The organism is Stenotrophomonas bentonitica (assembly GCF_013185915.1).
Taxonomy (GTDB): Bacteria; Pseudomonadota; Gammaproteobacteria; order Xanthomonadales; family Xanthomonadaceae; genus Stenotrophomonas; species Stenotrophomonas bentonitica.
Genome location: NZ_JAAZUH010000002.1, coordinates 428674 through 441585 on the forward strand (window position 1 = coordinate 428674; position 12912 = coordinate 441585).

Annotated in this window: 10 protein-coding genes; 3 read left to right on the plus strand and 7 right to left on the minus strand. The window is 58.2% G+C overall.

Annotated elements, in window-relative coordinates:
• Positions 1–106: 106 nt before the first annotated feature.
• The 4 genes from HGB51_RS20335 to HGB51_RS13120 all read right to left on the minus strand — a co-directional run bounded on the left by HGB51_RS20335 (position 107) and on the right by HGB51_RS13120 (position 3475).
• Positions 107–553: a GIY-YIG nuclease family protein gene (locus HGB51_RS20335; protein ID WP_084738830.1), complete on the minus strand. Its 447-nt coding sequence runs from the start codon at positions 551–553 to the stop codon at positions 107–109.
• Complete coding sequence (locus HGB51_RS13110; RefSeq protein WP_070206712.1) at positions 550–1221, minus strand: DUF5710 domain-containing protein; 672 nt, start codon at positions 1219–1221, stop codon at positions 550–552. Before HGB51_RS13110 ends, HGB51_RS20335 begins: the two co-directional genes overlap by 4 nt.
• Positions 1218–1622 carry a carboxypeptidase-like regulatory domain-containing protein gene (locus HGB51_RS13115; RefSeq protein ID WP_171966855.1) on the minus strand — a complete coding sequence of 135 codons (405 nt, stop codon included), beginning with the start codon at positions 1620–1622 and terminating at the stop codon, positions 1218–1220. The genes HGB51_RS13110 and HGB51_RS13115 overlap by 4 nt, the downstream gene beginning before the upstream one ends.
• Positions 1623–1711: 89 nt before the next feature.
• Complete coding sequence (locus HGB51_RS13120) at positions 1712–3475, minus strand: YadA-like family protein (protein WP_084738828.1); 1764 nt, start codon at positions 3473–3475, stop codon at positions 1712–1714.
• 333 nt (positions 3476–3808) lie between these two features.
• On the opposite strand from HGB51_RS13120, the gene HGB51_RS13125 reads away from it, so the two are divergent.
• The gene (locus tag HGB51_RS13125) at positions 3809–4345 is read left to right on the plus strand and encodes a hypothetical protein (RefSeq protein ID WP_141739008.1); all 537 of its coding nucleotides are present in this window, start codon (positions 3809–3811) and stop codon (positions 4343–4345) included.
• A gap of 28 nt (positions 4346–4373) precedes the next feature.
• On the opposite strand, the gene HGB51_RS13130 is transcribed toward HGB51_RS13125, so the two are convergent.
• From HGB51_RS13130 to HGB51_RS13140, 3 genes are all read right to left on the minus strand, one after another.
• Entirely contained in the window at positions 4374–6524 is a 2151-nt protein-coding gene (locus HGB51_RS13130; protein WP_171966856.1) for a type 4 pilus major pilin, read from the minus strand.
• A gap of 594 nt (positions 6525–7118) precedes the next feature.
• Positions 7119–7523 (minus strand): barstar family protein, encoded by a 405-nt coding sequence (locus HGB51_RS13135; RefSeq protein ID WP_070206710.1) that lies wholly within the window; start codon positions 7521–7523, stop codon positions 7119–7121.
• Between the two features lie 292 nt (positions 7524–7815).
• The gene (locus HGB51_RS13140) at positions 7816–8409 is read right to left on the minus strand and encodes a DUF6338 family protein (RefSeq protein WP_070206709.1); all 594 of its coding nucleotides are present in this window, start codon (positions 8407–8409) and stop codon (positions 7816–7818) included.
• A gap of 313 nt (positions 8410–8722) precedes the next feature.
• Between HGB51_RS13140 and HGB51_RS13145 the strand changes: the two genes are divergently transcribed.
• Together HGB51_RS13145 and HGB51_RS13150 are read left to right on the plus strand one after the other, a co-directional pair.
• Positions 8723–9916 carry an OsmC family protein gene (locus HGB51_RS13145; protein ID WP_171966857.1) on the plus strand — a complete coding sequence of 398 codons (1194 nt, stop codon included), beginning with the start codon at positions 8723–8725 and terminating at the stop codon, positions 9914–9916.
• Positions 9897–12911, plus strand: a complete 3015-nt coding sequence (locus HGB51_RS13150; RefSeq protein WP_171966858.1) for a TonB-dependent receptor plug domain-containing protein — start codon at positions 9897–9899, stop codon at positions 12909–12911. The genes HGB51_RS13145 and HGB51_RS13150 overlap by 20 nt, the downstream gene beginning before the upstream one ends.
• The last annotated feature ends 1 nt before the right edge of the window (position 12912 follow it).

The window sequence follows — 12912 nt, forward strand, 5'->3', positions numbered from 1 at the left end:
GACTCGCCCACGTCCAGCGTTTGGTTCAGAAGAGGAACAAGAGCGCTTACGAGACGCCAACGAACGCGGGTACTACTGAATAATAATGGCCCCAAGGGGCCATTTTTTATTGGAACAGCGCCACCATTCCGGCAGCGGCACCGAACCCCAAGATCCATTTGAGCCATCCCCACATCCCGCGCTTTTGCCCAGGCCAGACGCACTGTTTGGCGATCGACCGGCGCAGGGGTGTCATGCGCAGTGCGGTGTTCACACGGATGTTTGGTGGCTTACCGTAGATTCGCCAACCAGCCCGTTGCGCAGCGAACCGCCACGCGTACTCATGGTTCTCCGCTTCGGCTTTGGTGCCGGTCATGGTCGCAAGTGGGATGAAGGTGAAGGACTGGCCTTGCCAGCCACCCGCGTGGCTTCTGTGCTGACCTTCGCGCCTACGCAGGTCTGTGGTTTGACCCACATAGCAGCACCCGTTGTCGAACAAGAGCGCGTAGATGTGGCGGGGGCGGGCTTGGTATTTTTCAGAGCGGCCAAACCGTGCCGCTCCATCACCACTCAAGCGCCCCCTTTATTAGCCAGACGGATCCCGTTGTTGGAAAGCAACGATAGATCCATCGTCCATTTTTGATTGTTCGCTGAGCGTTGGGTCCACAGCCCGAATGCTTCGATGATGTGCTTGTCCAGGAAGTCATCATCACAACCGTTGGTTGCCTTGAAATGGTGCCGCACTTCCGTCTCAGAACTGGTCAGCTTTGAGTAACCATAATTTGTGGCTCTCACGCACATCTGGCACGCGCTCACAAAGCGCTTGAGCGTTTGCACGTTCCCAGTGTCGCTGTACTCCCACCGCGCAATCACATCCAAGTATTCCGAGCGCTTTTGATCCTCTTTGGCGCCGCACAACTCGCATGTGTGGTTGCTTCTTTGGCGAAGCCCCGCCGACAGGCGTTTCCAGTCCGAGGGGTCCAAACAGGCTTTCACAGAGCGCATCCAGCAGCTCATGGGCACCATTGTGATGTGCAGATGGTTCCCGCCAAACGTGCGGTCTTCACCAATCAGTGTGGTGATGGGGTTGGGATTGGTGATGGGGTCAAAGTGCAGCCGCATCTTTTCGATGCATTCCACTGTGTCGGCGTACCAATGCTTTGTGTCGCCATCGAAGCGTGCGCCCAGTTCACGGGCTTTGTCTTTGTCGCTGTAAGGGACGTGGAAGTATTGAGCCATCATTCCCCCTTTGCATGGCTTGCAACGCCATACACCCGCTGGTTGGGTCCAGACCACACCCAGGAGAATAGGATGGACGGAGAGTCGTATCGCACGATATCGCCCACGAAGTTCTGGCGGTGTGTCTGTCCCAACTGGACTCGACCCGTGAACGATGTTGCCGCGTGGGACACGGTGTATTGGCCGTCCGACCGCACATTATTGAAGTGGTAGCGTCCTTTGCTATTTGTTCGTCGTTCTATCAGGCGGTTCGTTTCGTGGTGGTAGGCCCGCACCACTTCGCCCGCCATGGGCTTGCCCTGTCCATCCACAACAACCCCTGTGATATCTGACGCAAGAACGTGTGCTGCTTGTGCAGAAGCTGCAGACACCATGAGTGCCAGCGTAAGAATTATTTTTTTCATCATATGAAACCTCCTTTAATGCTGTAGAAAAAAGGGGGCGCTTGCCGGCGCCCCCATTGGTACTGCCGAGTTGTAGTTGTTGCGAGATATCAGTCGAAGGTGATTGAAGCCCCGAAGCCGCCGCCAACACTTGTTCCACCAGATCCGCCAGTGATGCTGCCGACTAAGCGAATGCGCTCAGTGACCTGTGCTGATCCTCCAAGAGCCACCGCAGCGGCTGGCCCGTAGAAGCCCACGCCCATATTGAAAGAGACTTTTCCAACAGGCAGGTATTGACTGGACATCGCCATCTGGCTCATCGCCATGGACTGTGCGCCCAAGCCGTTGATCCGTTTGTCCTGTTGAGAAATTCGACGGTTGGTGTCTTCCCAGCGGTCGTTCCAACGGTTCTCCATATCCCACAACTGCCCACCGTTCACCGCGTCTGTGGACCCTTGAGCGATACGGCCAGGTGCAACGCCGCTCAGGCGAGTCGACCCACCGGAGGCGCTTTGCAGTGTGGCTGTGGACTTGCTTTCGTCGTCGTACTTCACGGCCAAAGGATCAGTGGCGCCGTCGATGCCGTCTTTTCCGTCAACGCCATCCCGACCGTGTAAGGATTCAAGCCACTCTTGCTGTGATCCCTTAAACCCATCGGCAACCGCCACTTCATATGCACTGCGTCCATCCAAGCCATTCAACCCGTCAACACCATCCCGTCCGTCAACCCCAATTCCGTCTTTTCCGTCTTGACCTGGGGGGCCGGCGGGACCGGCGGGACCGGGTGTTGACGAACCACCGCCTGGGTTGTTCTCCACGGTGGTGAGGCGTCCATCGAGCGACACAAGAGCGTCGTGTACGTTCGTGTAGCTCGAGCCGCCAAGACTGACGCTCCAACCGTTGTAAACGCCGTTGGTAAAGCCGGCAGTGCCACCCAATGACTGGCTGACAGCCGACAACTGTCCAAGGTTCACTGCGTCGGTGCTGGCAATGCCGTTGGACACGAACAGCAGACGTTTTGTGCCATTGGCGTTTCCATTGCCAAACGACACTGTGTTGGCCTCACTGCACTCCGAATAATTGCCCAGCGATACGCAGGCGCCGTTGACCAGGGTGTTGTTGCCCAAACCCAAACCGCCATTGCCTACCGCGTTATTGAAGTGACCGACCAGTGTGCTGTTGGTTCCGCTCGCTTGGTTGTACGTTCCGGCCAGCAGATTGCCGCTTGCTGTTTCGGCACTACGGTTCCCATACCCGAACAGGTAGTTGTTCGTTCCGTATTCGTAGTTGGACACGCCGAACACTGCGCCACCTGCAACCGACATGATGAAGTTGTTGGTTCCAGAGATAAAGCCGCTGTGGCCTACGTTGCTCGTTCCGTAAATCATTGCGTAGCCGTACAAACCATTGCTTGAACCGTAGGCCATTGCGCCATTGGCAAGTTCGTCACTGACGTTCATATTTCCGGACACGAAAATATTATTGCCGCGCAACACATTTTCACGGCCTGAGACAAAGACCTGAGTCCCATCCAGCACGCGATTTTCAATGCCTGTCGCATACAAATTATAGCCTTGCAGGTAATTTCCATTTCCGTATGCGGTGTTGCGTGTGAGTCCGTACATGACCGATGGATCGGGAACAACTGTGGACGACCAAATACTTGTGTTGCCAAAGCCATTGAGATTGTTATGCACGCCATTATTGATGTTGTCATAACCAATTAAAATGGCTCCGGATGCATAGGATGGAGCATCATCGGTGGATGTGTTGCCTTCACCGACATTGATTGTTGACTGAGCTGCAGCATGTCCGCTTAGTGACGCGCCAATACATATGGCTAATATTAAGCCTGAATGTTTATTGCGTTTCATTTGACCTCCTTTTGATGGTGAGTAAGTTCACCAATTCAGGAAATCAGACATTGCAATTTTGTCAATACCTGACATCTTAATTGCGCGATGTCATTTTAGACAGTGTGACATTTTGGGTATGCAATTGACGACAAGCGTCCATAACCGTCCATTGGCGTCATTGCTCTTGCAAATAAAAAGCCCCCATTGAGGGGGCTTGCCTGTGCAGCGAAGGGGGTAAACGCTGCCGGCTCAATCAAACTAGCAAATCATAATGGGAAATCAAGCTTGTTGTATTGACTAAATTTCTTTTTTTGTTAACCCAAATATATCTATTCCATATTTGGGGAAACTATGAAGCTAATTGTATCAACAAGTCTTGCAATGGCGTTGAGTGTGGCATCCATCATGCACTGCCAAGCCCGCGAAAAAATACAAACAATCTATTCTGAGCCCAGCCAAGAACTCAGTGAATTTCTTAAAGTGGTCGGGTCTAAACTTCGGACATATACAGACAGGACAGGTCATGAAGCATGCGCGGCCATAGCAATTGACAACGCCAATACGTACAGCGTTCAAGTCTTTACCGATGGGGTGTCCATTGGATGCACGATCAACACAGCGGACATTGAATCTCAATCATCATTTACGGGTGAAATAATCCATTCGCATCCAACTCAAAAAATTCTCACGATAGGGTCGGCTGAGCGCAATTGGGCAAGTGAACACCGCCACTCCATTGGATCCACAACGGTGCGCAATGACGGAACCTCTGGTTTCTCCAAAGTTGATTACCAGTATCCAGGTGTGAGTTGGTTGGTTGCTGGCCGCAATTTGTTGCGCAAGGACGAGCGGGGTAGAGCGCAAAAAGTAGGCGAAATTGAACGATAATAAAAGGGGCCGACTGGCCCCTTTTCTTTTAATTGCACACGTATTCGTGAAGTTCCATTCGGGCTCCATCGCCATCCCATCCCATAGACATGTAGTTGTACACAACCACACTGGCATTATTTAATTTTTGACACGAACATTGAGCGGGCCACGCAAGTGGTGATCCGCCAATCGCGCTCATGCTCTTCCCGTAGTTTTGCGAACTGAGCGTATTTAGGCATGCGGTCACTTCGGGTGTGATTGTTCCCGAGCGTTTGAACGTAAATGGTCCGTAATACTCCGGCGCCCATGTTGCATCGCCAAAGTTTTCACTCATGTTCGGATTGCGGATACACAGACCGGCGTTGTATTGGTGCGCTCCATACAGCGATGTCATTGTTGAGTTGTCGCAAGCAATCGCCCAACCAAAGCCACTCTCGCCTGCACGCGCCCAGGCTCCACGGATGGTGCGAGCGGGAAGCAATGTTGGGAATGTTTCGGCATTGACACAAGTGTTGACCACATTGCGTGTGGCTCCGGTGTCCGCCCATCCACTCCAAGCACTGTATTGCGGGGCAGGACTTGTTGTTTGACCTGCTGGGCAGGAATAACTCACTGTGCGGGTGCGGATTTGTCGTTTCTCATACGAGTTCTGACCGCTTTGGCCGCTGGGGCAGCCAACGTTCACACCCACCCATTGTTCTTGAGCTTCCGAAGTTGAAGCAGGACAACCGCTGCAATTCTCAGTCAGACCAATGATCCCGGTTTCACGCCAAGGGGATGTGGTTTCATTTCGCCCAGGCGTCGTGTGCCCTGCCGAAGAATTGCACGCATACGAAACGCCCACAGTCTGCTTAAAGACCGCTTGCCACGTGCGTGTACCAAACGTTCCAGCTGGGCAGGATCCCGAGCGGGGTTCTGTGCGGGTCAATGTCGTGGAGGTGTCAGCTGGGCATGCGTTGCATTGCCCAACAACCGTTGACGCATTCAATTCCCACACGCCACTCCACACTGGGGCAGAAGTTGCGCTGGTGCATCGAGAGAATTGCTGTTCAACACCATTGCGTTCGCCATAGGTGTAAATGGGACACGCAACGGATGTGGCGCGCTGCATGCGTCCAGGCGCACAGCAGGTGCCCGTTGTTGTGCACGACGCGCTGCATGTGCTTGTCATCGTCTGCCATTCACCCCATTCCTTTGTTCCATCCGCTTTGCAATTGCGGTAGCGCTCACGAATGATGCTTCCGCCTTGACCAGCAGGACAGGTAGTCGTTTCCGTGCCTTTGTCCGTTGCAGGGTCAAATTCGCACGTTGTTTGAGGTGGCGCCGGATCGATGCATTTCCGAGTAACAGGCGTCCATGCTCCCCATTGTTGACTTGGACATGCGCGGGTGCGCCCTTCAACGACAAATCCAATTTGATTGCTTGGACAGTTCGATACGCGCTGTTCGTTGATTGGCGTGCAGATGGATTGTGGGACTTGCGGATCAATGACGAGTACAGGCGCAGCATTGGCCGCGCATGTGTTGCTGGTGGTCACCCACGATGTCCATTGGCGACTAGGGCAGGTCGTCGCAGGGCATGTGGCGTTGCGCCGTTGGGTAATGGAACCGCTGGCGTTGTCCTCGCACGCTAAAGTTTGGGTTTCGATTGTGGGCGAACACTCACAAGCAGACATGTCTGTTGCTTGAGTCGAAACATTTTTATTTGTGTAGCGAAACAGAACTTCATTGCGATCACGTGTGGCGCATTGCGTAGCCAGCAAGTCCTCACGCAATTTGGAGTATGGCTTTTGCACTTCCACACTGTTGATGCGGACAAAATCCGCCGAGCGGGCCAGTGCTGTTGCCAACTTCACACACGATCCATTTGGTACGGCTTGATAAACCAAGTCAATTGAGTCGTTGGTTCCAAAAGCTGTACCGGGTTGCACAATGGCCGAGGCGCCAATGCTTGATGGCGTGTCCAATGTGTCGTTGTGCACAATGAATTTTGAGTTGTACGTGCTTTCAAGTGTCGCCGTGGACAAGCCGGCGTACGAAGGTTGCAGCACATAGAGATCCGTGAGCGATTGAACGATTTGGCCTGCACGTGTTTGTTCTGTGCGGATCGCAGCCATTGAAGCTGATGGCTTGAACATCTTATATGTCAACGCCCCCAGTCCGACAATAAGCGCCATGACCAGGGTCAATTCAATCAAATTAAATCCTCTTTGTCTCATTGACCCTCCGTAAAATAATCTCAATTGAAATTACATTACGGGGCTTTTTACTTTTGGCAAGCTGTGGCAATTGAAACCCATCAAGCAATTGCCAATTGCAGAGTCAATTACAAAACCTCCGCATGGTCACACAAGCGATCATCGGGTGTTCGTTGTGTCCACGGGGAAACGGCCGTTGAAGACTTAAGAGTGAGGCGGGGGCGTCTTAAGACAGGTTGGGACACGAGGGGGCAGAACCTGTGTCCATTGTGTGTCCATGGGGAGTTTAGCTGGACACAGCGGCGGTGAAAGCCTTACAGTGCAAGCACTTTGAGGGTATCCGCAACCACACGCGAATAGTGCTTCATCAGCGGGGTGTGTTCGGCGGGCTTCTGGGTCACGCGGGGTCCATCGGGGCAGGCGGGTCCCCCCTATTGTAGAGCCACGCCCTGCGTGGCTGGGCCCTGCGCTGATCCCCTTGGTGCCGCTTCCTGCGATTTCATGGGAAGCAAAAAGAAACCGGGGCCCGTCACTCACGTAAAGCGTGTGAGGAGGGGAGCTGATCCGGGTGTGTGGATCCATTGTATCCCCGGGTCAGCCAGTCAACACCGTGATGCGGGGATGGGCCGCAAAGACGTCCATGACAATCTGGAAGAAAGTCAGGCCTTTTCCAGCCTCCAGCGCCTGCAACTGACCCGCGATGAGCGGTCGGTTGAACCTGTCGTTTCCATCCAGCTTGGCCTGCAGCCAGGCACGGGTGGTCTCCACACCGAGCGAGTTGCGGCTGTGCTCGATGTCTTTCCAGATCAAAGTGGCGCCTGCGTGCCCGGCCAACACCCCATAGCCGCCGTAAAGCATGTCATCCAGCGCATCCAGGCTGTGCCCGAGCTGCCAGTCCTCGTTGGCCATGAAGAGGCGGTTGATCTCCACGTAGAAGCTGGGGATGTCGTGTACGGCGCCGCCCTCGAGAACCAGCACCAGTGGATCCTGGCTTGTCATTAGGTCCTGCCCATCGGAGTGGGGACAACGAAGTGCTTCCTGAGGCTTCCAATTCAGACCACCACCAACCGGGCACGATTCGGTGTCGGTTAGCTGCATGATCCCAGGATACGAAAAAGCCCCTGCGTGGGGGCTTTAATCGATACCGCGCTAAGGCTTCTTCGGCGGTGGCGGCGGGTTCGGCGGCGGAGCAGGACGACCACTCCGGGCAGGGGAGTTGGCATTGTCAAAAACATGCTGTCTCCCAGGGGGAGGCGGGTTAGACCCCTTTCGCAGATTTGTCATCTTCGGTTCACTCCTTGGGGAACACCTCGACCCAACGTACGTCGGTCGCGTGGATAATTATGCCATCAAGCTTGGCGAGGTCTACAACGTCTCCAGCGTCGTCGATCCAGGCGGGCTGCTGTATGTAAAACTGACCAGTGGCGGGACTCGTAGGCCATTCTTTTGGCCAGCCAGTAAGGCGTCTTCCGTCTTGCAGCTGCAGGACTATGTACGCGGGATTAGAGTCTAAGACACAGAACCACTCGCTTGGGTGTGAGGTGCGGGAAGTAAACACGCGGCTCCTTAACCATGAATGGAACGTGTCCTTGTTGACAGCGGCTGCGACCGCAATTCCGAGCGCAGCTGCGACGGCGATTGACCATACCGTTTGGCTCTCGTTGGTCCAAAGGCCGAAGCTCCAGACTATTCCGCAAGCGAGAAGTGCCGCTTTGACTAGAGCCGTGATGCCTTGGACCACAAAGGTAAACACGAGCGCTTCAACTGTGCGCTCGAACTGGCTAGGTTTTGGGTGTGAAGTAAGTCCATAGAAGATCCAGGCTGAGAGAAATCCTGGCAGCAGGAACATGAGAAGAGGTGTTGCCTGCGAAAACAAGTTGTCCATTGTCCCTCAATAGTCCTTGATGGTCGGCCTGGTCATGTCAGACGGGCGCGGATAAGAGCCAGTGCGCGGGGGTCTTACCACTCGCAACTAGCGTGCTTCAAGGACGAAGCAGGGGCGATATCTGATTGCGACATCATGGGGGCGGGAGCTCGATAATTGGTCGGAGCTTCGGCCAAGGATGTCGGAAACAACTGGCGCGGCTGTTCCTGTAGCTACAACCGTATATGGGAATCGCCAACGGTTATTTAACTGCGGCGTTGCGGCATGGAAGAGTGGGCTTCTGTTCACGATCCGCCCCGGAGACCGCTCGCCCATGTCCATCGCCCGCTCCATGTCGCCGCTCAAGGTTATCGGTGCCACCGCACTGTCTGCAATGCTGCTGTTGGCGGCCCCACTGGCGTTTTCTGCTGAAGAAGGCGCCTCGCCGCTGCGTGCCTACCTCGCCGCCAAGCACGATGCCATCCAGGCGCAGTCGGCGAGACCGGCCACGCCCACCGCCATCCATGCGAAGGTCACCGCCGAAAGCCGCTCGGGCGTGCGTCGCCTGCGGATCGGGCCGACCGGGGAGTTCCAGTACATCAGCGACAGCGGTCGCGACTACGCGGGCTACAACCTCGGGGCCGGCTCCTGGGACTCGCTGGTGGGCACGCTGGCCAGTGCCGTGGCCGACGAGTACATCGTGCAGGCGGCGGCGCAGAGCGTGCCGCTGGATGGGCTGGACGTGGTGTTCACCAGCATTCCCGAGCGCAAGAGCGAAACCCTGGCCTACCCGAACAACCTTTCCTACGTGGCCTACATCGACTCACCGGCCACCGATGCGCAGTTGCAGGCCCTCAAGCGCGCCGTGCACGCGAACTCCTCGGCCATCGACCTGGTCACCCGGCCGCAGCAGGTCAGCCATGCCGAGGTGGAGTACGTCCACAGTGCGGCCACGCGCGATCCGTCGCTGCCGCCGGGCCTGCGCGATTTCATCACTGAAGAGAAGCGCCCGGCGGTGCTCGCCCGGCAGGTAAAGCCAGCCGCCGGCAAGCCCAAGCCCGCCGGCCAGGAACCGCTGGTGGCGCGTGCGCATGTAGAGCCGCATACCGGCCTGCGCCAGGTGTTCCTGGGCAAGGACGGCTACCACCAGCAGCAGCACGACAGCGCGCCCGAGCTGCTGGGCTATGGGCTCGCCCCGACCGTTGAGGAACACCTGCTCGGTGTCACCGGCACCTGCCTGACCCACATCTTCGAGGTGCAGGCCGCCTCGCGGAACGTGCTGCTGGATTCGCTTGAACTCACCGTGGATGGCCAGGTGAGCCCGCGCTTTGGCAGCAACGTCACTTCGCCGGCCCGCTTCAGCGGCATCACGTACAAGGTGCGGATCGAGTCGCCGGCGTCGGAGCAGGAGATCGACGCGCTGCGCCAGTCGGTCGAAGCCACGTGCCCGCTGTACAACCTGGTCAAGGACGAACAGAAGCTGGAAGGCAGCATCGTGCGAGGCGCGTATGCAGAAGCCGCGCGCTGAGAGCGGGCTGGTGCGCCGCAGCCCACGCGGCCTGCCGTGGCGACGCAGCCATCTGGCGCTGGCGTTGTGCACGCTGCTGGCGCCGGTGGGCGAGGCTGCCGAGCCGGCCGAGGAAAGCACTGCGTCGGCCTCGCAGACCCAGGGCTCCAACGCCCGGTTGCTGGACAAGGTCTCGGTGCTCGGTTCGCAGATCGCCGGGGGCGGCGCGCAGGCCGCGCTGCCGGTGGTCGCGGTGGACCGTGAGCAGATCGACGCCACGGCGGCGACCAACGGCAACGAGCTGTTCCGCAGCCTGCCGCAGTTCGGCGATGTGGCCATCACCGAGAAGGGCACCACCAATGCAGGCCGCAACTCCAACGTTGCGCGCGGCGATGTCGGCTCGGTGAACCTGCGCAACCTGGGCTCCAAGTACACGCTCCTGCTGGTCAACGGCCGCCGTACCGTGCAGCACCCGATCAGCAACAGCGGCGACGACACCACCTACAACGCCAACGCGATTCCGGTATTCGGCCTGGAACGGGTCAACCTGCTGCTGGATGGCGCGTCGTCAATCTACGGCTCCGACGCCATCGCAGGCGTTGTCGACCTGGTGATGCCGAGCAACCTGGCCGATGGTGGTGGGATCAAACTGAACTACGGCAAGGTCACCGACGGCCACCGGGAAGACGTGTCGCTGGAAGGGTACTTCGGCAGCGACTTTTCCGGAGGGCGTGGCAACCTGTCGGTGCTGTACGGCTTCTCGAAGCGCACCGCACAGTTGAATTCCGACGCCTGGTTCACCGCCACCGATGGCCGCCGTCCCCTCGGCGACGGCACCAGCGTGCCGGACCCGAACGGCACCACCGGCTTCAGCACGCGTACCCCCTGGGGCCACTTCGAGACCTACACCGGTGGCCGCCGTACAGGCAGCTGGTACGTCAACCCGACCACGGGTGCCTTGACCAGCGGGTCGGTGCCGACGCGTTACCACTACGATTCTGCGGCCGAGCCGGGCATCACTTCGTCGCCGGCGATCCGCAAGGGCAACGTGTTTGCCACTGGCCGCTACGACCTGACCGACAACCTGCAGCTGTTCGGCGAACTCGCCTATTACCGTGCCAGCTCCGAGTCCTGGGTGAGCAGCGAGTCTGGATTCGGCGGGGATGGCTTCCTGTTGCACATCCGCCCGGACGCGTACTGGGTGCCGCAGTCGCTGCGCGGTGCCGAGGCAATCCGGCTGCTCAACTACCAGTTCGCCGATTCCGGTATTCGAAAGGTCAAGGTGGACAACGACCAGTCGCGCTTCCTGCTGGGTGTGCGCGGCTGGACCGAGGGCGGCTGGAACTGGGAGAGCGCGCTGCTGTACTCGCGTGCGCGCAGCACCGACACCCAGCAGGGCGGGCTGACCGATGCCTTCATCGAAGCGGTGAACCGCACTGATGCCAGTGCCTACAATCCGTTCAGTGGCGGCGACCCGGCCAGCATCCGGGTCGGCGATGCCACGCCGTACGACACCTCGTCGTTCATCGGCGAAGCCACCCGCGAAGGGACGGCGGAACTGGCATTGTGGGACTTCAAGATCAACCGTTCCGACCTGTTGAGCTGGTACGCGGGTGACATTGGCATGGCGGCGGGCGTTGAGTACCGCTATGAGAGCCGCACCGACGACCGCGATGACAACATCGACGGCAGCAACCCCTACACGGACTGGTACACCGGCACCGTCGCGCGCAGCAATTTTTTCACCCATAGCCCGCGACCGGATGTCCACGGCAGCCGCAACGTCAAGTCGGCGCTGATCGAGTTCGCGGTACCGCTGGTCTCGCCCGCGCAGAACGTACCGTTCGTGCAGTCGCTGGATATACAGCTCGCTGGCCGCTGGGAGGACTACAGCGATGCCGGGCAGGTCGCCAAGCCGAAACTGGCGGCGGCGTGGAAGGTTAACGACAGCGTGCTGCTGCGCGGTTCGGTGAGTGGTGGCTTCCGCGCGCCTGGCCTGGAACTGGTCAACTCGCCACCGACCTATGGGTTCGGCTTCAACAACGATGCGATCCGCTGCCATGCGCTGATTGCCAAGGGCGCGCAGCCCGATTACAGCGCCTGCTTGAATGCCTTCAGCAGCGGCTCGGTGGTGAAGCCGTCGGTAAGCGCGGTGACCTCCTACGGTGAGGATGTCAAGCCGGAAACCACGAAGCAGTCGTCGTGGGGCGTAGTGTTCGAGCCGCGGTTCGTGCCCGAACGCTTCGGCACGATCAGCCTGAGCGTGGATGCGTGGCGGGTGAAGGTCGAGAATCCGATCAGCACGCTGGGCGATGAGCTGCTCTACGACGCTTACCTGCGCGTGGTGGAGGGCAGCAGCAATCCGAACGTGGTGCGCGCTGCGGTGACCGCCGAGGACATTGCGCAGTTCGAAGGTTCGGGTCTGGCGCCGGCCGGCGTGGTGACGCATGTCTACAACCGCTACCAGAACCGCAATCCGCTGACGGCCTCGGGCGTGGATTACAACTTCAACTGGCGCCTGACCGGCACCGCATGGGGCAACTTCGCCTTCCTGCTCAGTGCCAGCCAGCTCAGGGAGTACACCCAGCAGAAGCCGGCCGAGGTGCAGCTGGTGGCAGCGGCCATCGCCAGCGGGCAGCTGAACATCATCGCGCCGGACCTGGGTGCGGCCAACGAAGTGGGCATCAATGGCGCCAAGCCAGAATGGCGGGCCAGCGCCACCCTGATCTGGAACCTGCAGGACTGGACGGTGCGCCTGCGCGACGACTACATCGACAGCGTGACCGCCGGTGCCTATGCCGACCGCACCCCGTTCGTGGTCGGCTCCACCCAGCGCTGGACGCTGTCGGTGAAGAAGGAGTTCACCCAGGGCGCGCTCTCGGGCGCGGCGGTGGAAGTGGGCGCAAGAAACCTGTTCGACAAGGAACCGCCGCTCAATGCCTCCGGCAACTACCTGAGCGCGCTGCACGAAACCTACGGACGTTACCTCTACTTCGGCATTTCCAAAAACTGGTGAA